This window comes from Streptomyces sp. NPDC058665, assembly GCF_042714995.1.
Taxonomy (GTDB): domain Bacteria; phylum Actinomycetota; class Actinomycetes; order Streptomycetales; family Streptomycetaceae; genus Streptomyces.
Genome location: NZ_JBHXRX010000073.1, coordinates 1 through 23,267 on the forward strand (window position 1 = coordinate 1; position 23,267 = coordinate 23,267).

A 23,267-nucleotide genomic window follows, 5' to 3' on the forward strand; every position below is an offset into this window, starting at 1 on the left:
TCTCAGGACGTTCGGCCGGCCCCGCCTCCCTAGGGGTTTGGGCGCCCTTCCGTATGTGCGGGATGCCTCGGTGCGTGCTGGTTCAGGCGGCCGTGGCGCGGCTGCCGACCAGACGCGGGAGCATCCGGAAGCCGATACCGCCGGCGATCATGGTCGCGGCACCGATGATCAGGAACGTGGTCTCGGCGGCGCCGGTCTCCGCCAGCTCCTCCTTGGCCTCGCCCTGCTCGACCGGCTGCGAGCCCGCGTTGTCGGTCTCGGCGCCGGCGGTGACGTCGGTGCCACCACCGGTCTGGCCCTCGTCGGTGCCACCGCTCTGGCCCTCGGTGGCGCCTTCGGAGGTGCTGCCCTCGCTGGTGCCCTCCGAGGTGCCCTCGGACGTACCTTCGGAAGTGCCCTCCGAGGTGCCCTCGCTGGTGCCCTCGGACGTACCCTCGCTGGTCCCTTCCGAGGTGCCTTCGGACGTACCGACGGAGGTGCCTTCGCTGGTGCCCTCGGACGTACCTTCGGAAGTGCCCTCGGAAGTGCCCTCCGAGGTGCCCTCGCTGGTGCCCTCGGACGTACCCTCGCTGGTCCCTTCGGAGGTGCCCTCGGACGTACCCTCGCTGGTGCCCTCGGACGTGCCCTCCGACGTACCTTCGGAAGTGCCCTCGGACGTGCCCTCCGTGGTGCCGACGACGGTGTTGCCACCGTCGGTGCCCTCGGTGGTGCCCTCGGTGTCACCGGCGTCGAGGCCGAGGCCGACGTCCAGACCGTCCTTGTTGACATCCGCGTTGGCGCTCAGGCCACCGACGTTGACATCGATGCCGACGGCCGAAGCGGCGCCCGCGGCGGTCAGCGAAGCACCGGCGGCGATCACGGCGCCGGCGGCTATCCGCGCTACGCGGATCCGCGTCTTCTTGGTCATGTGCTTGCTACCCCCAGTAGCTGATCGTGAGTGGTGCAGCGGTCCGGGGCCGGCCGTCGGAGATCCGTGCGTACAGGTCCCCCGTGCGCACGCGCCCCGGAAATACGCATGCCGAGCGTCACCATTCCGAGTTTCCGAGGGAGCGTCAAGGTCGTTGCGCGCGCGATGCCCGGATTCACGTCAGTTGTCCGCCGCGCGCGGGGTAACTGTGACATAAACGGGAACTGCCGGCCTGTTGGCGGCAGTTACTTTGTCGACAAAGCGAGTCCCTTGCGGGGAGCCCGAGTTGGGCTCTGACCTTGGCGGGAGACGTACGAAATCGCTTACCGCTCCTGCTGCTTGCGCCAGCGAATCCCGGCCTCGAGGAAGCCGTCGATCTCACCGTCGAGCACGCCCTGGGGGTTGCCGACCTCGAACTCCGTACGGAGGTCCTTGACCATCTGGTACGGGTGCAGGACGTACGAACGCATCTGGTTGCCCCACGAGTTGCCGCCGTCGCCCTTGAGGGCGTCCATCTTGGCCTGCTCCTCCTGGCGGCGCCGTTCGAGCAGCTTCGCCTGGAGGACGTTCATGGCGCTGGCCTTGTTCTGGATCTGCGAGCGCTCGTTCTGGCAGGAGACGACGATGCCGGTGGGAATGTGCGTGATCCGGACCGCGGAGTCGGTGGTGTTGACTCCCTGGCCGCCGGGGCCCGAGGCGCGGTAGACGTCCACGCGCAGCTCGGTCTCGTCGATCTCGACGTGGTCGCTGGACTCGACGACGGGCAGTACCTCGACACCCGCGAAGGAGGTCTGGCGGCGGCCCTGGTTGTCGAAGGGCGAGATACGGACCAGCCGGTGGGTGCCCTGCTCGACGGAGAGCGTGCCGTAGGCGTACGGCGCCTTGACGACGAAGGTGGTCGACTTGATGCCGGCCTCTTCCGCGTACGACGTCTCGTAGACCTCGGTGGGGTAGTTGTGCCGCTCGGCCCAGCGGACGTACATGCGCTGGAGCTGCTCGGCGAAGTCCGCCGCGTCGACGCCGCCGGCCTCGGCCCGGATGTTGACGAGCGCCTGGCGCTCGTCGTACTCGCCGGACAGGAGGGTGCGGACCTCCATCTCGTCGAGCGCCTTCTTCACCGAGGCGAGTTCGGACTCGGCCTCGTTACGCGCGTCGGCGTCGCCCTCGCTCTCGGCGAGCTCGAAGAGCACCTCGACGTCGTCGATCCGGCTCCGGAGCGCCTCGGTCTTGCGCAGCTCGGCCTGGAGGTGCGACAGCTTGCTGGTGATCTTCTGCGCCGCCTCCGGGTCGTCCCAGAGGGACGGCGCCGCCGCCTGGTCCTCCAGGACGGCGATCTCGGCCCTCATGTTGTCGAGGTCGAGGACCGCCTCGATCGACCCCATGGTCGAGGAAAGGGACTTCAGCTCTTCGGATACATCGACGACTGCCACGCACCCAGCCTAACGGCTGAGCGCCGAAACCCCGCCGCCGCTCCCGCGAGGACCGGCGGCGGGAGGGGTTACGGGACCGGCGACGCCGAGCGCGTCGAGCCCCCGGGGTCGGCCTCGGCGCCGTCGCTGCTCGTGGCCAGCCAGCCGCCGACGCCGAGGACGGCGACCAGCAGGAGGGCCGTCACACCCAGCGTTATACGGCGCTTGCGGACCGCCTCCGCCTTGTGGCGGGCCGACCCGGGCCTGCGCTGGCCCGCCGCGCGCGGAGCCCGTGCCGTGCCGCGCGCGCCGCCCGCCAGCTCGTCGGGGGCCGGGACGCGCATGCTCGTGTGGGTGTCCCGGTTGGAGTCGGGAGCCGCTCCGGGGACGAGCGAGACGGCGCCCCGGCGGCGCGGCTGCTCGCCCGCCGTCGCGTGCTCGGCGTCGGCGTCGCCGTACGGCCGCTCCTCCTCGGTGGGCCCGCTGTCGGGCTCGTCCACCTCCAGGGAAGGGATGCCGGCGAGCTGGGGAAGCTGCTCGCGGAGCCGGGCCGCCAGCTCGGAGGCGCGCAGCCGGGAGGCCGGGGCCTTGGCCAGGCACTGGACGAGGAGCTGCCACAGCTCGTCGGGGATGCCGGGGAGCGGGACGACGGTCTCGGTGACATGGCGGCGCAGGACGGCTCCGGGGTGGCCGCCGCCGAAGGGCGTGAAGCCGGCGAGGAGCTCGTACAGGACCGTCGCGAGGGCGTAGATGTCGACGGCGGCGCGCGGCGGCAGGCCCTCCACGATCTCGGGCGCCAGATAGTCCGGCGTACCGATGATCTTCGTCGCCTTCGTACGGCGGGGGGTGTCGATCAGCTTGGCGACACCGAAGTCGGTGAGCAGCGCCGGGTGCGAGCCGCCAGGACCGATCGGGCCCTCCATGTCGAGCAGGATGTTCTCCGGCTTGACGTCGCGGTGGACGACACCGGCGGCGTGCGCTGCGGCGAGGCCGTCGGCGACATCGGCGACGACGGCGACCGCGGCCTCGGGGGCGAGCCGGCGCTCGCGGTCGAGGCGGGTGCGCAGGTCGGTGCCGCGCACCAGCTCCATGACGAGTGCCAGATCGTTGCCGTCCACGACGAGGTCGCGGACGGCGACCACGTGCGGATGGTCGAGTCCGAGCAGCGCGGTGCGCTCCTGGACGAAGCGCCCGACCAGCTCCTGGTCGGAGGCGAGGTCCTCGCGCAACAGCTTGATGGCGACGGGCCCGTCGGGTCCCTCACCGAGCCACACCGTGCCGGCGCTGCCCCGCCCAAGAATCTGATGGGCGGTGTACCGGCTGCCGATATTCCGTGCCAAGACTGCTCCCTCAGCGGCTGGCTTTGCCCATCAAAGTACGCGGGTATCGGGGTGTTCACTGCCCGGTACCGCGTCAACGTTCACTTCTGCGGGCGAATTGATCCCGCGGGAATCGACAAAGAGACAGAAGCGCCCGAACAGCACCGGTGCCGGCGGGAGCCCCCACCGGCGCCGGTGTCAGTTGTTTCCGGTGGACCCGGAGGTGGTTCCCGAAGTGGATCCGGCGTCCGAACCACCGAGCTCGGTGACCCAGTCCGACACCGTGCTGACGGTGTCCTTGATCGCGTTCCAGTAGCTCTTGCCCTCGCCGATCCAGTCCTGGAGCGGGGTCAGCTCCCAGACGAGCCAGCCGGCGACGAAGAGCAGGACCAGCGTGAACAGACAGCCCTTGAGGCAGCCGAGGCCGGGAATCCGCATCGGGTTGGCACCGCGCTGCCGGGGCGGGCGCGGCGCGGGCTGCTGGGGCGGCGGCTGCTGCGGCGGCGCGTAGCGCTGTTGCTGCTGCGGGGGCGGCGCGTACCGCTGCTGCTGCGGCGGGTGGGGCTGCTGGGGCGGGTACGGCTGCGGGGGCGGGGCCTGCTGCTGGCGCCGGCGCTGCTGCTGGGCCGGTGGCGGGGGCTGCTGGCCCTGGGGGCGCTGCGGCCTGCGCCGGAGCGGGTCCTCGCTCGGGTCCAGGTACTGGACCTGGGTCTGTTCGTTGCGGTCGCGCGCGGCCCTGAGCTGGCTCTGCCAGGGGTGCGGGTCCTCGGGCCTGGGGCCGGCGTCGGGGCCGCCTGGGCCACCGGGGCCGACGGGCATCACCGATGTGCGGTCGGCCGCACCGGCCGGGGCGGCGCCCGGCGCGTTCGTCGGCAGCACGCTGGTCGCGGCGGCCGGGTCGTACGACCCGGCGTTGCTCGGCAGCACCTGCGTGGGGTCGGCGGCGCCCGGCTCACCGGGCACGGCGGCGGGCGCCGGGTCGGGCGCCAGCAGGGCCCCGACTCCCATCGCCGCGTTGACCTGGGCGGAGTTCGCGTGCACGCCGATGCCGGAGGCGACGGTGCGCAGAGCGCGGGCGAGATTGACGGCGCTGGGCCGCTCGTCGGGCTCCTTACGGAGGCAGCGCTCCATGACCGTCCACAGCGGTTCGGGAACGCTGGAGGGGCGGCGCGGCTCCTCGCTGAGGTGGCGGTGGAGCACTTCGAGCGCCGTTCCGCCCGCGAACGGCGGACGGCCGGTGACCAGCTCGTACAGCAGGATGCCCGCGCCGTAGATGTCGACGGCGGAGGTCTGCGGACGGCCCTCGGCCGACTCCGGCGCGACATAGGCGGGCGTGCCGACGAACTCGTGCGTCCGCGTCAGCCCCGGGGAGTCCGCGAGCCGGGCGATACCGAAGTCGGTCAGCATCGGGTGCAGCTGGTCGCCGTCGTCCTTCAGGAGGACGTTGGCGGGCTTCAGGTCGCGGTGTACGACGCCGTCGGCGTGGCTGGCCGCCAGCGCGTCCGCGATCTGGGCCGTGAGCAGCGAGGCCGCGACGGGGCTGAAGGGGCCGTTCTGCCGCAGGTAGTGGTGCAGGTCGGGGCCTTCGACCAGATCCATGACGAGGGCGAGGAGGTCACCCTCGACGACTAGGTCACGGGTGCGCACGATGTTGGGGTGCGTCAGGCGGAGCAGGACGGAGCGCTCGCGCAGGAAGCGCATCACCACGTCCGCGTCGTTCGCCAGCTCCTCCTTGAGGACCTTGATCGCGACGGTCTCGCCGGGCTGCCCGGCCACCGCGGCCTCGGCGCCTGCGGTCTCCCGCTGACGGGCTCTCCAGACGGTGCCCGTGGCGCCGCGCCCGAGGGGCTCCTCCAGGAGGTACTTGCTGCCTACCGGCCGCACGTCACGCTCTCCCTGCTGCTGGTGGTCCTTGCATGGCCCCGGGGCCATGCACCCGGGTGTCCGACCCACTTTAAATGCCCCGCGCGGGTTCCCGTCGCGGTCATGTTCGAGTGGAGGACGCGCGCATCTGACGGATGGTTGCCCATCACGTGTACCCGCGGGGTCCTCGGATGATCCCAACCCGCTCCCAACCATGCACTTTTGCACCCACAGCAGACCATTCAAGATCACTTACCCTTGGTCCGTGGGCGTGTTGTCGGTGGCAGGTGCGAAGATGCCATCCAGCACTCGGTGTGTGGGGTCGTACGCTCACCGTCCGTGCCGACCTGTACCGGACGATGTGTCGGTGCCGGGTGGGGGGATTCACACAGGGCAGCACCCCTGCCGGGCACCCCGCGCAGAAGGGACCGCTGACGGCGATGCAGATCCGGCTGACCGTCCTCGCGCCGCGCAGCGGCCACCCCGCGGGGCGCGCGTGCGACGTGCTCGTCACCGCACCGGCGGGGACGGCGCTCGCGGCCGTCGCTTCCGGTCTGGCCACGGCTGTCGCCGGCCCCGACCTCTCGGGCCCCGTCGTGCTCTACGCGGGGCGGGAGCGGCTGGACACCCAGCGCCGCACCCTGGGCGAGCCGCCGCTGGTGGACGGCGCCGTGCTCTGGCTCCAGGCCCCCGGCGAGGACGACGCGCCCGCCGACGAGGTCCCGGCCCAGCTCCATGTGGTGGCGGGTCCGGACGCGGGCGGCGTGCATCTGCTGCACGGCGGCCAGGTCAGGATCGGCCGTTCGGCGGACGCCGACGTACCGCTCGACGATCCGGACGTCTCGCGGCTGCACTGCGCGGTGACGGTCACCGACGACGGCCGTGTCACGGTGGCGGACCTGCATTCCACGAACGGAACGACGCTCGAAGGCGTACGGGTCGGGTCCGTGCCCGTACCGCTCCCGGCGGGCGCCCTGCTGCGGCTGGGTGAGTCCGCGCTGCGGCTCACCCCGGGCGGCCGGACGCCGACACTGGCGGCCACACCGGACGGCGAGGGGCATCTGCGGGTCGCGCGCGGAAGCGTGACCGAAGCGGGAAGCGGCGCGGCGAGCGGTACGCCGAGCGGCGACACGACCACGGGAACGGGGTCGTACGGAGGCGCGCGGTCCGGACCGGACTCCGGGCCGTACGGAGCGGGCGGCGGCCCCGGAGGGCGGACGGTCCAGGCGTACACGCACGGCGGCCCCGCAGCCACGCCCCGCGTGCCCGAGCCGCGCACCCCCCGCTCGGACGCCGACACCCGCTACGGCGACGCCCTGTACGTGCCGGTGCCCGGCGCCGGCCGCCGTCCCGCGCACGACCGGGCCGAGAGTGACGAGATTCACGGCGCCGCCGACGACGACGGCCCGCAGGGACACAGCCGTACGCCCGGCTCCCGCCGCCAGGGCACACCCACGCGCGGCACGGAGCTGCCCGAGGGACCCGGCAGACGACGCGGCGGGATAGGCGCCTGGGCGAGGCGGCTGGCCGGCACCCGCGACGAGGAGTTCCCCGAGGACGACGTCCCGGCGGCCACCGGCTCCGCCCCCCGTGCCAGGGGCCACGCGCCCCTTGACGACACCTGGCCCGACCCCGCCTCCGTACTGATGACGGCGCTGGGCCCCGGCCCCCGGCTCTGGGAGCGCGGCCCGGACCACCCCGAATCGCTCGTCCTGCGCCTCGGTACGACGGAGCGCACCTCGCCCGACGGATCCGGTCCGCTGCCCTCGGTCCCGGTGACAGTGAGCCTGCGCGAGGCCGGCTCGCTCGGTCTCGCGGGCCCCAGGGAGCGGCTGACCGGCCTCGCCAGGTCCGCCGTTGCGCAGCTCGCCGCGCTGCACTCCCCCGCCGATCTGGAGATCGTGCTGGTCAGCTCGGACCGGACGACAAGTGTGGAGCAGCGCAAACGGGAGTGGGGCTGGCTCGGCTGGCTGCCGCATGTCCGGCCGGCCCACGGCCAGGACTGCCGGCTGCTCCTCGCCTACGACCGGGACCAGGCCACCGCGCGGCTGGGAGAACTGACACGCCGGCTGGACGACGGGCCGCTCGGCAGGGCGTGGGCGTCGGCCGACAGCAGGTCGATCGCGGAGGCCGCCGGGCGGTACGAGGGACCGGCAACGCTGCTGGTCGTGGACGGCGATCCCGGTTCGTCGGCCCTGCGCGAGACCGCCGCGCGGCTGGCCGGCGCCGGCTCCGTGGCCGGTGTCCATGTGATCTGTCTCGCCGAGACCCCGGCGGCCTCGCCCGTCTCCCCGGTCGCCGCGACGTACGAGACGGCTTGCGCGGCCTCGGTGGCCTTCCGTGAGTGCGGGGCGGTGGCCCTGCTGAGCGGCGATGTCGCGACGGCCCTGCGGCTGATCCGTACGGCGGTGGGACAGCCCGCCGGGCAGGGCTCGGTCGCGACGGTGGACGCGGTGTCCCCGGCCTGGGCCGACCGCTTCGGCCGGGCGCTGGCCCCTCTCCGTACGGAAGCGGGCAGCGCCGCCGCGTCGGGCCGCAGCCGCCAGGCCGCGGAGCTGCCGCGCTCGGCCAGGCTGCTGGACGAGCTGGGGCTGGCGCGGGCGACGCCCGCGTCCCTGATGGCCCGCTGGGCGTCGGCGGCCGGGAGCACCACGGTGCTCGGTACGGGGCCGCACGGCCCGGTGACCGTGGATCTCGTGGAGGAGGGCCCGCATCTGCTGATCGAGGGCCCTCCGGGCAGTGGCCGTACGGAACTGCTGCGCGCGGTCGCGGCCTCGCTGGCGGCGGGCGGGCGGCCGGACAGGCTCGGTCTGCTTCTGGTGGACGGCGCGGGCGGCGAGCGCGGCGAAGGGCTGGGGGCCTGTACGGAACTGCCGCATGTGACCGAGCACTTGGTGGCGTCCGACCCGGTCAGGATGCGGGAGTTCGCGCAGGCCCTGGGGGCGGAGCTGAAGCGGCGCGCCGAAGTGCTCGGGCGCCTCGACTTCGCCGAGTGGCACAACAGACGTGAGGTAGCGGAGCGGATGGTGGGGCAGCGCGCGCCGAGCCCGGCCGAGCAGCGCGGTGCGCGGCGTGAGCGCGCCGATCAGCAGGTGGCCGGCCCCGGGGCGCCCTCGGGGGGTACGCAGGGTGTGCCGGTCGCGGGTCAGCCGGAGCAGCCGCAGACGGGCACCGGCGGCGCAGGCGCGGGCATAGGCACCGGCGCGGGCGTCACCCCGGACGGCGGCACCCTGCGGCTGCGCCAGACCTCCGCCCGTACGCGCGGCGAGCCCGGCCCCGGCCCCGTCCTCCCCCGGCTCATCGTCCTCGTCGACGACTACGACGCCCTGGTCGCGCCCGCGCTGGGCAGTCCGGGCCGCCCGGCGGCCGGTTCGGTCGTACGGGCCCTGGAAGCGGTGGCCCGGGACGGCGAGCGCCTCGGCGTCCATCTGGTCGCCACATCCGCACGCCCCGAACGAACATCGGAAACGGAGCTGGCGGGCCGGACGCGCCTACGGGTGGTTCTGGACACACCACCGGCCTCCCCCGGCCCGGACGATCCACTGCCCGGCCGCGGCAGGCTCGGTCATCCGGACGGCCGGGTGACACCGTTCCAGGGTGGCCGGGTGACCGGCCGGATCCCCCGTACGGCGACACAGCGCCCCACGGTGGTCCCACTGGAGTGGGAGCGCATGGGCGACCCCCCGACCCGCCGCCCCGTACGCGAACTGGGCAACGGCCCCACGGACCTGGCCCTGCTCGCAAGCGCCCTGGAAAGAGCGGCCCGCTCGGTCTCGGCGGTCCCGGTGAGCCCCCTGGGCCGGGTCTGACGGCTCGCTCGGGCCGGGTGACCGCGCGCGCCCACGTCGCGTGGCGGCCGGGTGACCGAAAGCGGACATCCTGAAGCCGGGGCCCATTTCCGTCAGGATCCCGGCAGGCGCCCTGCCTTCACATCTCTGAAATTACCCCTACGTCCGTAAACCACGTCACGAGCCCATCACGATCTTCGAATTGAAGCTCAAGACAGTATTGCGGCCTACGGTCACGGCGCGTAGGACTTACCGCACGGGACAAGGACGGCGTCGTCGGCTCGCTCGGGGCGCCGGTCCGCATGCGTAAACATGCGTCAAGATCCGCACGCGCACGGGAGAGACGGGGCAGTCATGCGTACAACTCTTAATGGCCGCAAGGCGTTTGGAGCCGGAGCACGCTCAGCAGGCCGAGGTTCGCACAGAGCGGCGGTGGCGGCCGTCGTCGTCGGCGCCGTCGTGCTCACCGGCTGCGGTGGCGACTCCGATGACACCAAGGACGGTGGCGGCGAGGCCAAGAAGCCCGCGGCCACGGTCGAACTGCCCAAGTTGGACGGCGAGAAGATCCAGGTCGCCGCGGTGTGGACCGGCCCGGAGCAGGCCAACTTCACCAAGGTCCTGGACGAGTTCGAGAAGCGGACCGGTGCGACGGTCACGTTCGTTCCCGCGCAGGACCCGATCGTCAACTTCCTCGGTACGAAGATCGCGGGCGGCAGCCCGCCCGACGTCGCGATGCTCCCGCAGGTCGGCGCGATCACGCAGGCCGTGGAGAAGAAGTGGGCCAAGCCCGTCGGCGCCGAGGCGAAGGCGCAGCTGACGAAGAACTACAGCAAGGGCTGGCAGGATCTCGGCGCGGTCGACGGCGAGCAGTACGGCGTGTACTACAAGGCCGCCAACAAGTCGCTGGTCTGGTACAACAACACGGCCTTCGAGAACGCGGGCGCGGCCGAGCCCAAGACGTGGAAGGACTTCCTGACGACCGCCGACACGATCTCGGCGTCGGGTGTCACCCCGGTCTCCGTCGGCGGCGCCGACGGCTGGACGCTCACCGACTGGTTCGAGAACATCTACCTGTCGCAGGCCGGCCCGGAGAAGTACGACCAGCTGGCCAAGCACGAGATCAAGTGGACCGACCCGTCGGTGGCCACCGCGCTCACGACGCTCGCCGAGCTGTGGGGCAAGCCCGCCCTGATCGCCGGCGGCGCGGACGGCGCGCTCCAGACCGAGTTCCCCGCCTCCGTCACCCAGACCTTCACCGGCGGTGACGCGCCGAAGGCGGGCATGGTCTTCGCCGCCGACTTCGCCGGGGTGAACGTGGCCGAGGCCGGTGCCAAGGTCGGTACGGACGCGAAGGTCTTCCCGTTCCCGGCGGTGGGCGCCGACTCCCCGGTGGTGACCGGTGGCGACGCGGCCGTGGCCCTCACGGACAGCAAGGGCGCCCAGGCGCTGCTGACTTTCCTGGCGTCCACGGACGCCGCCCAGATCCAGGCGGAGGCCGGCGGCTTCATCTCGCCGAACAAGGCCCTGGACGGCAAGGCGTACCCGAACGACGTGCAGCGTGACATCGCCAAGGCGCTCATCGACGCCGGTGACGACTTCCGCTTCGACATGTCGGACCAGATGCCGCAGTCGTTCGGCGGTACGCCCGGCAAGGGCGAGTGGAAGGCCCTCCAGGACTTCCTGAAGAACCCGAAGGACGTCAAGGGCGCCCAGCAGCAGCTGGAGTCGGACGCCGCCAAGGCCTTCAAGAGCTGACGCGGTGACAGCGGCGACAACAGGGGGCGCCGACACCTCGGTGCCGGTGCCCCCGCCCCCCGCCAAGGGGAAGCGCAAGAGCGTGACAGGCACACGTAAAGGCCTCGCGGTGGCGTTCCTGCTGCCCGCGCTGGTCCTGCTGGGCGCGCTCGTGGTCTACCCGATCGGGTTCTCCGTCTACAGGTCGTTCCTCGACCAGTCCGGCGACAACTTCGCGGGCTTCGACAACTACGTGGAGATATTCACCGAGGACACCATCCGGACCGCGATCAAGAACAACTTGATCTGGGTGGTGGTGGCCCCGACGGTCGCCACCGCGCTCGGTCTGATCTTCGCGGTGCTCACCGAACGGGTGCGCTGGGGAACGGCGTTCAAGCTGATCGTCTTCATGCCGATGGCGATCTCGATGCTCGCGTCGGGCATCATCTTCCGGCTGGTGTACGAGCAGGCCCCGGAGCGCGGCATCGCCAACGCCGTCGCCGTGGGCGTGCACGACACGTTCTCCGAATCGGCCGGCTATCCCAAGGCCCGCCCGCTGCCGGTGCATCCGCTGAAGGCGGGCGACGCCAAGGGCTCGTTCGTCACCAAGGCGCCTGTCTCGGCGGGCACTCCGGTGCTGATCCCGCTGGTCGGCGTACCGCCGGACAAGATGCCGTCCGACGCCGAGCCGGCCAGGGCTGCCGAGAGCGGCGGCGAGGGGATCACCGGCACCGCCTGGCTGGACTTCACCAAGGGTGGCGGCGGCAAGCCCAATGTCGTCGATTCCAAGGAACTCGGCCTGAGCGGCCTGAAGATCGAGGCGGTCAAGGACGGCAAGGTCGTCGCGTCGGCCAGCGCCGCTTCCGACGGTACGTTCACCCTGCCGGCCTCGGCCGACGGAGCCGTACTCCAGCTGCCCGAGAGCAACTTCAGGGAGCCGTACAACGGCGTGGACTGGCTCGGCCCTTCCCTCGTGACCCCCGCGATCATCGGCAGCTATCTGTGGATGTGGGCGGGCTTCGCGATGGTGCTGATCGGCGCCGGTCTGGCGAGCATGCCGCGTGAACTCCTGGAGGCGGCACGGGTCGACGGCGCGAACGAGTGGAACGTGTTCCGCCGGATCACCGTCCCGCTGCTGGCGCCGGTCCTGGCCGTCGTCATGGTCACCCTGATGATCAATGTGCTGAAGATCTTCGACCTGGTACTGATCATCGCGCCAGGCTCCTCCCAGGACGACGCGAACGTGCTGGCGCTCCAGCTCTACCGCTCGTCGTTCGGCACGGACGCCAACGTCGGCGTGGGCAGCGCGATCGCCGTATTCCTCCTGCTGCTCGTGATCCCGGTGATGCTCTTCAACATTCGCCGGATGCGGAAGGAGAACCGCCGATGAGTACGACTGACACAGCGGTACAGGCGAAGCAGCCCCTGCCGGCGGGCACGACGGCCAAGGCGAAGCCGTCCCTGTCCTCCCGGATCGCGGGGAAGGCCGGCAGCGGTGTCGTCCAGGTCTTCCTCGTCCTGGTAGCCCTCTTCTGGATGATGCCGACGATCGGTCTGCTGATCTCCTCGCTGCGCGGCTCGTCGGACATCGCGGCGAGCGGCTGGTGGGAGGTCTTCACCAAGCCGGCGCAGCTCACCACCGAGAACTACTCGGAGCTGCTCTCCAACGACATCATCACCAACTCCCTGTGGTCCACGGTGATGATCACTGTCCCGTCGACAGTACTGGTCGTGGTGATCGGCTCGCTCGCCGGCTACGCCTTCGCGTGGATGGACTTCCCCGGCCGCGACTGGTGGTTCATGCTCGTCGTCGGTCTGCTGGTGGTTCCGGTGCAGGTCGCCCTCATCCCGGTCTCCGAACTCTTCGGTGAGATCGGGATCTTCGAGACGACCTTCGGCGTGGTGATGTTCCACGTCGCCTTCGGACTCCCCTTCGCGATCTTCCTGTTGAGGAACTTCTTCGCGGAGATCCCGCGGGAGCTCCTGGAGGCCGCGAGGCTCGACGGCGCGGGCGAGATCCGGCTCTTCGCCCGGGTCGTGATGCCGCTCGGCGGTCCCGCCATCGCCTCGCTCGGCATCTTCCAGTTCCTCTGGGTCTGGAACGACATGCTGGTGGCCCTGATCTTCGCGGACTCCGACTCGCCGCCGATCACGGTCGCCCTCCAGCAGCAGGTACGGCAGTTCGGCAACAACATCGATGTGCTGGCGCCCGGCGCCTTCCTCTCGATGATCATCCCGCTGGCCGTCTTCTTCCTGTTCCAGCGGCAGTTCGTCTCCGGGGTCATGGCGGGGGCGGTCAAGTAGGGCCGTTTCGGGCACCCGTTCGACGGAGAAGTACGCCAAAAGGGGCGGGCCGGTTCACCCACCGGCCCGCCCGGCGTATGTGTCCCCCGTATGCCACGTCTGGCGTAACCCGGTCACTCCATCGGCCGTTCCCGAGCCATGGCCCGGTTCAGCATCATCGTCCCCGCGTACAAGGTCCAGGCGTACTTGCAGGAGTGTCTGCGGTCGGTGCTCGACCAGACCTATGAGGATTTCGAACTCATCGCCGTGGACGACGGATCACCCGACGCCTGCGGGACAATTATCGACGAGACCGCCGCCACCGACCCTCGTGTGGTCGCCGTGCACCTGCCGGAGAACGAGGGCCTCGGGCCCGCCCGTAACGCCGGAATGGACCGGGCCACGGGTGACTACCTGATCTTCCTCGACGGCGACGACACCCTCACTCCCGGCGCGCTCCAGACCATCGCGGACCGGCTCAAGGAGACCGACGGGCCCGATGTCCTCGTCTACGACTACGCGCGTACGTACTGGTCCGGCGAGGTCGTGCGGAACGTCCTTTCCGACCTGCTCGACGAGAGCGGCCCCGCGCCCTTCCGACTCACCGACCGGCCGGGCCTGTTGCGGGTGCTGATGGTGGTCTGGAACAAGGCGTACAGCCGCGAGTACATCGCCCGGCAGGGCTTCTCCTTCCCGCCGGGCTATTACGAGGACACGCCCTGGACCTTTCCCGTCCTGATGGCCGCCGAGTCGATCGCGACGCTCGACCGCGTCTGTGTGCACTACCGGCAGCGGCGCCAGGGCAACATCCTGTCCACCACCAGCCGCAAGCATTTCGACATCTTCGACCAGTACGACCGTGTCTTCGCCTTCATCGACTCACGGCCCGCGCTCGACGACTGGCGCCCCGTGCTGTTCCGGCGGATGCTCGACCACTTCTCCAAACTCGTCGCGGCGGGCGGGCGGTTGCCGCGCCGCAGCCGTCCCGAGTTCTTCCGCAGGGCCCGCGCACACCACCGCCGGCACCGCACTCCGGGCTCGGCGCCGCTGCTGCGGGCCCGGCTGCGGCACACCCTGCTGCGGTTCGGCGCCCACCGCACGTACCGCGCCCTGTGGACGGCGCAGCATCTGCAACTCGGCGCCCACCGGGTCGCCACGACACTCGGCCGGGCCGTGCGCGCGGGGGCGCTGCACCTGCACTACCGGATCCAACGGTGCCTGCCGGTACGGGAGAACAGGGCGGTCTTCGCGGCGTACGACGGCCGGGGTTACGCCTGCAACCCGGCGGCCATCGAGGAGAAGGTCCGCGAACTCGCCCCGCACATCGCGACGTCGTGGATCGGGCGCGCCGAGTACCACCACACCGTGCCCACCGCCACGCGCAAGCTGCGCCCCGGCAGCTTCGGCTACTGGACGGCGCTCGCCCGCGACAAGTACCTCGTCAACAACGTCAACTTCGACCCGCGCCTCGTCAAGCGCCCGCGGCAGATCCTCCTCCAGACGCACCACGGCACCCCGCTCAAGTCCATGGGCCTGGACCTCCAGGACCACCCGGCCGCCGCCCGCCGCACGGAGTTCGACCGGCTCCTCGCGGGCGCCGACCAGTGGGACTACTCCCTCTCGGCGAATCGTCACTCCACCCTGGTCTGGGAGAAGGCCTATCCGGCCGGGCACACGGCGCTCGAATACGGCTATCCGCGCAACGACGTGTTCCAGCGGGCCACTTCGGCCGATGTCGACCGGCTGCGGGAGTCGCTGGGCATCCCCGACGGCTTCACGGCGGTGCTGTACGCCCCCACGCAGCGCGACTACCGGCGTACCCCGTACGTCCCGCTGGACCTGGAGCGGCTCGCCCAGGCGCTGGGCCCGCGCTTCGTGGTGCTGACCCGCGCCCACCACACGTACGAGGCCCCTCTGCCGCACACCCCGCATCCGCGCATCATCGACGTGTCGGGACACCACCGGGTCGAGTCGCTGTGCCTGGCCGCGGACGCGCTCATCACGGACTACTCGTCGCTGATGTTCGACTATGTGAATCTGGACAGGCCCGTAGTGATCCACATCGACGACTGGGACGCGTACGAGGCGGCCCGCGGCACCTACTTCGACGTCCGGGCCTTCCCGCCGGGCGTGGTGGCACGCGACGAGCGGGACCTGATCGACATCTTCACCACGGACCACTGGCGCGGCTCACGCTCGACCCAGCTCCGCGCCGCCTTCCGGGCCCGCTTCTGCCCGTACGACGACGGGCTGGCCGCGGAGCGGGTCGTACGCCGGGTCTTCCTGGGCGAGACGACGGGCCTCCCCGCCCCGGTCCCCCTGGAAAAACGCACCCCGGCGCCGTCCCCGCTGTCCCTGCCCCAGCAGCGCCACGGCCGGAACATGTCGGACGCGGGGCGCTGAGCCTCACCCGGCGGGGGCTCCCGGCCGGTTCAGGGCAGGATCTCGACGTACCCGTCGGTTCCGTGCACACGGATCCGCTGTCCGTCCCGGATCAGCCGCGTGGCGCGCTCCACGCCCACGACGGCCGGCAGGCCGTACTCCCGGGCGATCACCGCGCCATGGGTCATAAGGCCGCCCACCTCCGTCACCAGCCCCGCGACCGCGACGAACAGCGGTGACCAGCTGGGGTCCGTGAAGGCGGTGACCAGGATGTCGCCCGCTTCGAGATCGGCCCGCGCCAGGTCGAGGATGACGCGGGCCCGTCCCTCGACGGTCCCCGCGGAGACCGGCAGGCCCGTCAGGGCACCGGCCGGCACGTCGTCGCGGCGGTACGCGCCGCTGAGGGCCTCGCCGTCGGACGTGAGCACCCGGGGCGGTGTGAGCGCCCGGTAGGAGCGGAACGCGTCCTTGCGCCGCTGGATGAGCCGGCCGTCCGCCCGGTTCGCGCGCACGGCGTCGTGGAGTTCTCCGAACGTGAGGTAGAAGATGTCCTCCTCCCCGGGAAGCACGCCGGCCCGCACGAGGCGCCCGGCCTCCTCCAACAGGGCCCGCCTGTAGACGAAGTAGCGGCTGACGATGTCGTACTTCGGGTACTCCCGGTACCCGGCGAAGGTTCTGACGCGGTCGATCATCCGCTTGGCCTCGCCTGCTTTCCGGTCCCCGTCCGGCAGGGTCCGCAGGCGTGCCAGCACGTCCTGTTCCTTCTTCCGTGCCTTCCGACGGCCCTGCTCGAAGCGGTGCGCGGCGGCGCCCGGCACGAAGTTCCTCACGTTGTCGAGGATCACCGGCACGAGTGTGGTGGGGCGCTCGCGCCACCGTGGCCTCGTGATGTCGATCTCGCCGACGCAGCGCATGCCGTACCGGTCGAGGTAGGACCCGATGGCGTCGCGCGCCTCGGTCCCACCGGGGAGCTTGGCCAACTCGTCCAGGAAGCCCTCGTCCTCGACGCCCTCGTCCACGATGCCTCGCAGGAACGCGACCGCCTCCGCGTGCGGACGGATCACATCCGCGACGTCGAGCAGCGCGAGTCCCATCTCCGAGGTGATGTTGCCGGGGGCGGAGAGCGTCAGGGTGTCGGCCGCGTTCTTCTCACCCAGCCATTCCCCCAGCGTGTCGTTGAGCCACCAGGTGGCCTCCATCCCCGCCATGATCGCCTGATGGCTCAGCGGATCGCCGAGAACCCGCTTGTGCTCCTCGAAGGCCTCCAGCAGGAAGTCGAAGAGCGCGGGTCCGGTCTTTGTGCGGATGTCCCGCTCCAGGGCGGCGATGGAGGCCTGGCTGCGCTCGATGAGCTCGGTGACGAGGGCAGGATCGGTCTCGATCGGAGCGTGGGCCGGTGGCCCGCCGGGGCTTGTGTCCGGGACAGTCGGCACGAAATCGTCGCGGTCGAGAACGGTCTCCAGAGCGTCCCTGATCAGCGGATCGCCTTTCCCCATGACGTCCAGGAGCCCGGCCCGGCCCGCGGCCGAGGCCAGTCGTCGGGTGACATCAACGAACAGCCTTCCGCCGGCTTCATGCATCGGCACCATGGCCGTCAGCCGCCACATGGAGAGCCCCAGGGGCTTCATGGGGTCGGTCATCATCTGCCCGTGGCCGACGGAGACGTAGACGCGATTCTCCTGGTCACCGGCCTCGGGGATGGGGAACAGCGTGGTGATGGGCCGGCTCTGCACGATCTGGAAGCGGTCGTCGGCCAGGCACCATTCGATGTCCTGCGGACACCCGAAGTGCGCTTCGATCCGCCGCCCGAGCCCCACGAGCCGTACGACCTGCGCGTCCGTCAGCGCGGGCTCCCTCTGCCGGTCCTGCCGCCGCGAGTGGACGACTTCACCGCCCCGCACCGTGAAGACGTCCGGATTCACCAGCCCGGAGACCAGGTCATCGCCAAGACCGAAGCCGGCGTCGACGGTGGCGACCTTCCGGTTGCCGGTGACGGGATCGGCCGTGAACAGGACGCCGGCCGCATACGGGAGGACCATCCGCTGCACGACCACGGCCATCTGAACCGTACGGTGGTCGATACCGTTACGCCGCCGATAGACCACGGCCCGCTCGGTGAACAGCGAGCCCCAGCACCGCCTGATGTGCCGGAGGATGTCATCCGGCCCCACGACATTCAGGTACGTGTCCTGCTGACCGGCAAAGGAGGCGGTGGGCAGGTCCTCCGCGGTCGCACTGGACCGTACGGCGTACGCGCCCTGCTCACCGAACCGACCGAGCGCGCCGGTGATCGCCTCCGCGATATCACCCGGAATGACGACCTCTTCGATGCCCCGCCGAATCTCCGCACTGAGCGTACGGACGACCTCCCGGTCGTCCGGGTCCACGCGCGACAACTGGTCGAGCTGATCGCCGATCGACGGCACATCCGCAACAACCCGCCGGAACGCATCCGTCGTCACACAGAACGCCTCGGGCACGCGAACGCCGTCGATCCGCGCCAGCACGCCGAGTTGCGCTCCCTTGCCACCGACGAGGGCAACCTGCGTCTCGTCAACCCCTCGAAGATCCAACACATACTGCGCACGCACGTCGTGCCCCCATTTCCGCAGGTTATGGCGTCGGCCGACGATTCTGCGCGCTAACCGGGGCCTTGTGGCAAGCCCCCTGGTGCGCTATAGGTTGAGAGTGGCGAGGAGAGTTCTCCTCGCCATTGCCTTTGCGGGGACCAACTCGGTGCGGACGACGGCTCGTGCGCGCTCGTACAGGGCTTGCGCATCGTGATTCTTGAGATGCGGACCGATGAGACTGAACATGTCGGCGATCCGCTACTGAACTTGAACTCGCGATGTCGGCCCAGGGTCTAACTGTGCTGCGAGGACGGCTGCTCTACAATTCTGCGCTTGTCAGTTGTGAGGCGACGAGCTCCACGAAGTGCTGGAGGACGGCGAACGGCAGCGTTTGCGTTGCGTCGAAGTAGACCTCTGCCGGCTTCTCCTCCTCGGGTGCGTAGGCCAGCACCGTCACGACTGTCGGCCCTGGAGTCGGTGAAGCAGACACAGAAGAGGCTCCGCCCGGAACCATCCGGGCCTCGCTGAGCTCGAAGTGGGTCATCCGGCCCTCGCCCGCACCCGTCTCTGTGGTGAGGGTGCAGAACAGATCACCGTCGTAGTCCCAGGTCAGCAAAGACATGGCGATGATGCTGCCACAGCTGGCGCCGTCAGCGGTCGGGCATTTGCATCACCGCGTCCGTCAGGGGCCGGATCCATGCTCAGCCCGGTGCCGACGAGACAGGTCCGGGGCATAGGCCGGTAGCTGAAACACAGTGAGCCAGTCGGTGTTGGCCTCGAAGAACTCCCGCAGCGGCGCGACCAGGTGCATGCGCAGGTTGTCCCACACAAGCACGATCGGGCCGCCGCGTTCCACTGACCGCTCCGAGACCCGCAACGACGCAGCGATCTCCCTGAGTTGACCTGCGGGTGGCTTCAAGGTGCCCGATGGCCAGTTGCCGCTCCGCGAGGATCGCCCGTTCCTTACTGGGACGACCTGTGGATTCGCTGCCCGACCAGAGATCAGACGGTGCCGAACTGCCCTGCCTTGATGCCCGCTACGAAGCAAGCGAAGGAGGTGACGGGGAAGTCGAGGACCGGACCGGCCACGGATTTGGAGTCACGGACGGGGACGATGCCACGGGTGGCGGCGAGGTTGGCGGCGACCTCGACGCAGTTGCCGCCGTTGTTGCTGTACGAGGAGGTGAACCAGCGGGGGGACTCGGTCGTGGTCGTCACGGGGTGCCCTTTCGTGCCTCTTTGATCATGGCCACCGATGCCGCCTGCGACAGCGCTTCGGCCTGTAGTTGATGGTAGGCCGTAAGCATGGGGAGCACGGACGTGGTCTCACGTTCCAGGTGCCCCTGGAGCTGGGACTCCGCGTACGCGACCACGGACAGGTCCGACAGTGTCAGCAAATTCATCGGCAGATCGAATGTGCGTCGCTCGCCCATGTCGAACGGAGCGATCTGGAGAACAGTGTTCGGCAGTTCGGCGAACTCGGTCAACCGGTCGAGCTGAGCGCCCATGACCTCCTGCCCTCCGACCGGCCGTCGGATACAGCTCTCGTCCATCACCACCAACATCATGGGAGGGCGGAACCGCACCAGCGCCTCCTGCCTTTCGGCCAGGAACGAGGTCCGCTCAGCCGCCTGTTCGGGGGTGATCGCCCCACGCCGTACGGCGCTGTCGGCCAGGACCCTGGCGTAGTCCGGTGTCTGGAGCAGCCCGGGGACGATCCCGATCTCGTACAGCCGGATCTCTACCGCGCGACCTTCATAGCCGACGTACTCCGGGAAGCCCTCCAGCAGTACACCGTGCCGGATCTCGCGCCACTGACGCTCGAACGTGTCGAGTGTGTCGCCGGTGCCGAAAACGCGGTCCGCACTGCGCGCGAGACGCAAGGTTGGAAACTTCCGACCAGTTTCGACGGACGAAATATGCGTACTGGAATATCCCATCCTGTGGGCCAACTCCTCCTGCGTCCAGCCGCGATCTTCGCGTGACTTGCGCAGACGCGCTCCGAAGGCGGCTTGCGGAGAGCTGTCGGGGTTCAACTCCTTGCGATTCAAAGGGTTGCGACCGATCTTTCGTCCATGCCTGACAAGTTGAATGGTCCCTCGACTCTAGGTCACGCTGAGCCGCCTTGGTAGTGGAACGACTACGGAGAGGTGTGGGCGCCATGAAGAACAACTCGCAGGAGACCGTCGCGGGCACGGTCGGGGACGACGTGAGAACCGTGCACAGACTCCGGGTCATCGGCGAGGACAAACACCAGGCCGTCTGCGGGGCAACCGACCCCAGCGGCGTGACCGACGAGTGGCTGCGCGCCGTGAACTGCCCCGCCTGCCTCACCGCCGACTCCCACCGGGAGGCGTGACGATGCCGCCCGCCACCCCCTACGTCGCCGCGCGCAGCACCGATGTGGGCCCGCGCAAGGCCGAGTTGACCGTGGAGTTCACCGCGAAAGGCCCCCGGCTCGCCTACACCCACCCCCGCCCCGGAGACCGCGACCGCCACGGAAACCTCTGGATCCGCATGCAAGAACCCACCGAACCCGGCCGCATCCGCTACGACTCCATGCACCCCGCCCGCCAACGCACCTGCATGGAACAGATGCTCTGCCAGATCTGCGCCCAGCCCGCCGGCCGCGACAAACACGGCTGGCTGTTCATCGACTGGCACCGCCCGGACTCACCCCCCACCTGGCCCGAGAAATCCATCACCGCCATGCCACCCCTATGCACCGAACACGTCGAACTCTCCCTGCGCCAGTGCCCCTTCCTCCGCCACACCGAACACGCACTCCTCCGCGTCCGCAAACCCCACCTCCACGGAGTCTCCGGCACCCTCTACCGCCTCACCGAACACGGCTGGCACACCTCCGAGAACGACGCGCTCACCCCGTACAACAAACCCCAACACCCCGGCATGCTCGCCTCCCGCCTCCACCGCCAACTACGCCACGTCACCGTCGTAGAGACCCTTTAGTCCATCGACCGCACCGCCGGCCCGTGTGGAAGTCAGCCGCGTTCACCGCGCGGGGCCATGAACGCGTACACATCGCAGAAGGGGACGAATCATGACTACTACTGCCGAGCATCGACCACAAACGGGCGCCAGGGCGACGACTCCGTTACGGAGTCGTCCGGCCGTCCGGCGGTTGCTGGAGCCGCAGATACTCACTCCCGCCGATCTGTCCATGGTCCTGCTCGTCACCGACGAGCCCGCCGACCGTCCCATGCCTACGGTCACCCTCGCGGACATTCCCGCAGTGATGCGCGACGCCGCCCGTCTCGGCGTACCGTCCGTGAAACTGTTCGCCGAGTCCTTCGAACGGGACACCACCGGGGAAGTCTCGCTCGCTCCCGATTCCCTCATGGCCCGAGCCGTGCACGCCTGCAAGGACACCGTTCCGGACCTCGCCGTCATGACGGAAACGTGCCTGTGCTCGTACACCGCCGATGGTGTCTGTTACCTCACCGACCGCAACGGACTCCCCGACCTACCCGCAACCATCGAGATCACGTCACGACAGGCAGTGGCACACGCGGAAGCGGGCGCGGACATCGTCGGCCCCGCGTCCATGGTGCTCGGCACGGTCGTCGGCGCACGGAAAGCACTCGACCAGTCCGGGCACGACGGGGTGTCCCTCATGCCACACGTGATCTTCTGGTCCAGTCTGTACGACGGATTCCGCCTCACGATGGGCGCCACCCCCAAAGCGGGCCTCAACCGGGAATTCCAGATCAACCCCGGAAGGGCCGATCAGTTCGTTGACACGGCCTTACGCATGGAAGCCGCAGGCGCCGACATGATTCTGCTGGAGCCCGCACAGTTCACTGCGGACGTGCTCGCCACACTCCGGTCAGTCACCCGCGCGCCCTTGTTCCCGTTCTCGGTGTCCGGCGAATACACGTCCATGACGCGTACGGACGAGACGGGAGGGCGGGACGTGCGCCTACTGATCGAGCTGTTCACCATGCTCAAGAGGGCAGGGGCGAGCGGCAGCGTCACCTACGCGGCGCTCGACATCGCGCGGCAGCTCACCTGACCGCGAGAGCGGCCCGCACCGCGTCAAGGATCGAATGCGCGCCCCGGTCAATGAGGAGCGCGGCCAGGGCCGCGCCCAACTTCTCGGGCTCGGCGGGCGGGCCGGACAACGTCCCGGAAATCTGCTCGGTGCCGTCCAGCGAACTGACCTGACCGAACAGCCGGATCCCCCCGTCGGGCAGAGTCTCGCCGTACGCCCCCACCGGCACACTGCAACCGCCGTGCAACTCGGCAAGCAGTGCGCGCTCCGCCCTGATCTCCGCGTCAACGGCCACATCACCGACCGTGGACAGGATCGCGCGCAGCGAAGCCGAGGACTCGTCGGTACGAACCTGAATTCCCAACGCCCCCTGTCCGGGACTCGGCGGGAACAGGTCGAAGGGCAGCAACTCGCCGATCTCGTGGTCGAGTCCGAGCCTGTGCAATCCCGCGGCAGCGAGGACCACCGCGTCAAGTCCTTGCGTCTCGATCTTCTTCAGGCGTGGTGGGACGTTCCCCCGGATCTGCACGATCTCAAGATCGGGGCGCACCGCGAGAAGCTGTGCGATACGCCGAGGGGCGCCCGTGCCGACACGCGCCCCCTTCCGCAAACCGGCGAGCGTCGAACCGCACAGCGCATCCCGTACGTCTTCGCGCCCCGGCGGGGGAAGCAGCATCAAACCAGTCGGATTGGCCGTAGGGAGATCTTTCAGCGAATGGACGATCACATCCACGTCACCGCGGAGCAATGCCGCTTCCTGCTCGCCGCTGAACGCTGAGCCACTTACCGCCGAAACACTCGACAGGAGCGACCTACGATCCCTGTCGCCCGATTCCAGAATCACGTGGTGCGTGAACGTGGTGTCCGGGAAGCGTTCACGCAAAGGACGCAGATACTCGCGCACTTGGGCTTTGGCGAGATTGCTGGCACGCGAGCCGACGAGGTACTGAACCACGGTGACCAACTCTCCGAACCTGACTGGATGTCACCAGGCTAGGAC

18 protein-coding genes are annotated in these 23,267 nt (G+C 69.9%); 8 read left to right on the forward strand and 10 right to left on the reverse strand.

Annotation, left to right across the window (positions count from 1 at the left end; all coding sequences use genetic code 11):
• Window positions 1-82 precede the first annotated feature (82 nt).
• The 4 genes from ACFWV8_RS32695 to ACFWV8_RS32710 form a co-directional block, all read right to left on the reverse strand.
• Window positions 83-907 (reverse strand): hypothetical protein, encoded by an 825-nt coding sequence (locus ACFWV8_RS32695; RefSeq protein WP_384212565.1) that lies wholly within the window; start codon window positions 905-907, stop codon window positions 83-85.
• 323 nt (window positions 908-1,230) lie between these two features.
• Window positions 1,231-2,337, reverse strand: coding sequence for a peptide chain release factor 2 (gene prfB / locus ACFWV8_RS32700; protein WP_329387072.1), 1,107 nt, complete (start codon window positions 2,335-2,337; stop codon window positions 1,231-1,233).
• Between the two features lie 68 nt (window positions 2,338-2,405).
• Window positions 2,406-3,656, reverse strand: a complete 1,251-nt coding sequence (locus ACFWV8_RS32705) for a protein kinase (RefSeq protein WP_384212577.1) — start codon at window positions 3,654-3,656, stop codon at window positions 2,406-2,408.
• 177 nt (window positions 3,657-3,833) lie between these two features.
• The gene (locus ACFWV8_RS32710) at window positions 3,834-5,519 is read right to left on the reverse strand and encodes a serine/threonine-protein kinase (RefSeq protein ID WP_384212642.1); all 1,686 of its coding nucleotides are present in this window, start codon (window positions 5,517-5,519) and stop codon (window positions 3,834-3,836) included.
• Window positions 5,520-5,938: 419 nt separating this feature from the next.
• Between ACFWV8_RS32710 and ACFWV8_RS32715 the strand changes: the two genes are divergently transcribed.
• The 5 genes from ACFWV8_RS32715 (at window position 5,939) to ACFWV8_RS32735 (ending at window position 15,706) form a co-directional block, all read left to right on the forward strand.
• Window positions 5,939-9,307, forward strand: a complete 3,369-nt coding sequence (locus ACFWV8_RS32715; RefSeq protein WP_384212647.1) for an FHA domain-containing protein — start codon at window positions 5,939-5,941, stop codon at window positions 9,305-9,307.
• A gap of 333 nt (window positions 9,308-9,640) precedes the next feature.
• Window positions 9,641-11,041: an ABC transporter substrate-binding protein gene (locus ACFWV8_RS32720; RefSeq protein WP_384212584.1), complete on the forward strand. Its 1,401-nt coding sequence runs from the start codon at window positions 9,641-9,643 to the stop codon at window positions 11,039-11,041.
• 4 nt (window positions 11,042-11,045) lie between these two features.
• Window positions 11,046-12,410 (forward strand): carbohydrate ABC transporter permease, encoded by a 1,365-nt coding sequence (locus ACFWV8_RS32725; RefSeq protein WP_384212588.1) that lies wholly within the window; start codon window positions 11,046-11,048, stop codon window positions 12,408-12,410.
• The gene (locus ACFWV8_RS32730; protein WP_384212591.1) at window positions 12,407-13,324 is read left to right on the forward strand and encodes a carbohydrate ABC transporter permease; all 918 of its coding nucleotides are present in this window, start codon (window positions 12,407-12,409) and stop codon (window positions 13,322-13,324) included. Before ACFWV8_RS32725 ends, ACFWV8_RS32730 begins: the two co-directional genes overlap by 4 nt.
• 138 nt (window positions 13,325-13,462) lie before the next feature.
• Window positions 13,463-15,706, forward strand: a complete 2,244-nt coding sequence (locus tag ACFWV8_RS32735) for a CDP-glycerol glycerophosphotransferase family protein (protein WP_384212594.1) — start codon at window positions 13,463-13,465, stop codon at window positions 15,704-15,706.
• 29 nt (window positions 15,707-15,735) lie between these two features.
• Here the strand turns inward: ACFWV8_RS32735 and rph are convergent, their stop codons facing one another.
• The 5 genes from rph to ACFWV8_RS32760 all read right to left on the reverse strand — a co-directional run bounded on the left by rph (window position 15,736) and on the right by ACFWV8_RS32760 (window position 20,306).
• A complete protein-coding gene (gene rph, locus ACFWV8_RS32740; protein WP_384212596.1) occupies window positions 15,736-18,276 on the reverse strand; it encodes a rifamycin-inactivating phosphotransferase in 2,541 nt (846 codons plus the stop codon).
• 298 nt (window positions 18,277-18,574) lie between these two features.
• Window positions 18,575-18,877, reverse strand: a complete 303-nt coding sequence (locus ACFWV8_RS32745) for a hypothetical protein (RefSeq protein ID WP_384212598.1) — start codon at window positions 18,875-18,877, stop codon at window positions 18,575-18,577.
• Window positions 18,878-18,937: 60 nt separating this feature from the next.
• Window positions 18,938-19,111, reverse strand: coding sequence for a transposase (locus ACFWV8_RS32750; protein WP_384212601.1), 174 nt, complete (start codon window positions 19,109-19,111; stop codon window positions 18,938-18,940).
• Between the two features lie 146 nt (window positions 19,112-19,257).
• On the reverse strand, window positions 19,258-19,473 hold the full coding sequence (locus ACFWV8_RS32755; RefSeq protein WP_384212604.1) for a DUF397 domain-containing protein: 216 nt from the start codon (window positions 19,471-19,473) through the stop codon (window positions 19,258-19,260).
• Entirely contained in the window at window positions 19,470-20,306 is an 837-nt protein-coding gene (locus ACFWV8_RS32760; protein ID WP_384212607.1) for a Scr1 family TA system antitoxin-like transcriptional regulator, read from the reverse strand. Before ACFWV8_RS32760 ends, ACFWV8_RS32755 begins: the two co-directional genes overlap by 4 nt.
• A 110-nt stretch (window positions 20,307-20,416) precedes the next feature.
• Between ACFWV8_RS32760 and ACFWV8_RS32765 the strand changes: the two genes are divergently transcribed.
• From ACFWV8_RS32765 to ACFWV8_RS32775, 3 genes are all read left to right on the forward strand, one after another.
• A complete protein-coding gene (locus ACFWV8_RS32765; RefSeq protein WP_384212610.1) occupies window positions 20,417-20,614 on the forward strand; it encodes a hypothetical protein in 198 nt (65 codons plus the stop codon).
• Window positions 20,611-21,225: a hypothetical protein gene (locus tag ACFWV8_RS32770; protein ID WP_384212613.1), complete on the forward strand. Its 615-nt coding sequence runs from the start codon at window positions 20,611-20,613 to the stop codon at window positions 21,223-21,225. The genes ACFWV8_RS32765 and ACFWV8_RS32770 overlap by 4 nt, the downstream gene beginning before the upstream one ends.
• Window positions 21,226-21,316: 91 nt before the next feature.
• Window positions 21,317-22,288 carry a hypothetical protein gene (locus ACFWV8_RS32775; RefSeq protein WP_384212616.1) on the forward strand — a complete coding sequence of 324 codons (972 nt, stop codon included), beginning with the start codon at window positions 21,317-21,319 and terminating at the stop codon, window positions 22,286-22,288.
• Here the strand turns inward: ACFWV8_RS32775 and hemC are convergent.
• On the reverse strand, window positions 22,281-23,222 hold the full coding sequence (gene hemC / locus ACFWV8_RS32780) for a hydroxymethylbilane synthase (RefSeq protein ID WP_384212618.1): 942 nt from the start codon (window positions 23,220-23,222) through the stop codon (window positions 22,281-22,283). The two genes, ACFWV8_RS32775 and hemC, sit on opposite strands and share 8 nt — an antisense overlap.
• Window positions 23,223-23,267 lie beyond the last annotated feature (45 nt).

Excerpts from the sequence above, each read along its gene's own strand:
- ACFWV8_RS32695 (WP_384212565.1), bottom strand. The coding sequence starts at position 907 with ATGACCAAGAAGACGCGGATCCGCGTAGCGCGGATAGCCGCCGGCGCC.
- ACFWV8_RS32765 (WP_384212610.1), top strand. The coding sequence starts at position 20,417 with ATGAAGAACAACTCGCAGGAGACCGTCGCGGGCACGGTCGGGGACGAC.
- ACFWV8_RS32715 (WP_384212647.1), top strand. The coding sequence starts at position 5,939 with ATGCAGATCCGGCTGACCGTCCTCGCGCCGCGCAGCGGCCACCCCGCG.
- ACFWV8_RS32730 (WP_384212591.1), top strand. The coding sequence starts at position 12,407 with ATGAGTACGACTGACACAGCGGTACAGGCGAAGCAGCCCCTGCCGGCG.
- ACFWV8_RS32745 (WP_384212598.1), bottom strand. The coding sequence starts at position 18,877 with ATGTCTTTGCTGACCTGGGACTACGACGGTGATCTGTTCTGCACCCTC.
- ACFWV8_RS32720 (WP_384212584.1), top strand. The coding sequence starts at position 9,641 with ATGCGTACAACTCTTAATGGCCGCAAGGCGTTTGGAGCCGGAGCACGC.
- ACFWV8_RS32775 (WP_384212616.1), top strand. The coding sequence starts at position 21,317 with ATGACTACTACTGCCGAGCATCGACCACAAACGGGCGCCAGGGCGACG.
- ACFWV8_RS32735 (WP_384212594.1), top strand. The coding sequence starts at position 13,463 with ATGGCCCGGTTCAGCATCATCGTCCCCGCGTACAAGGTCCAGGCGTAC.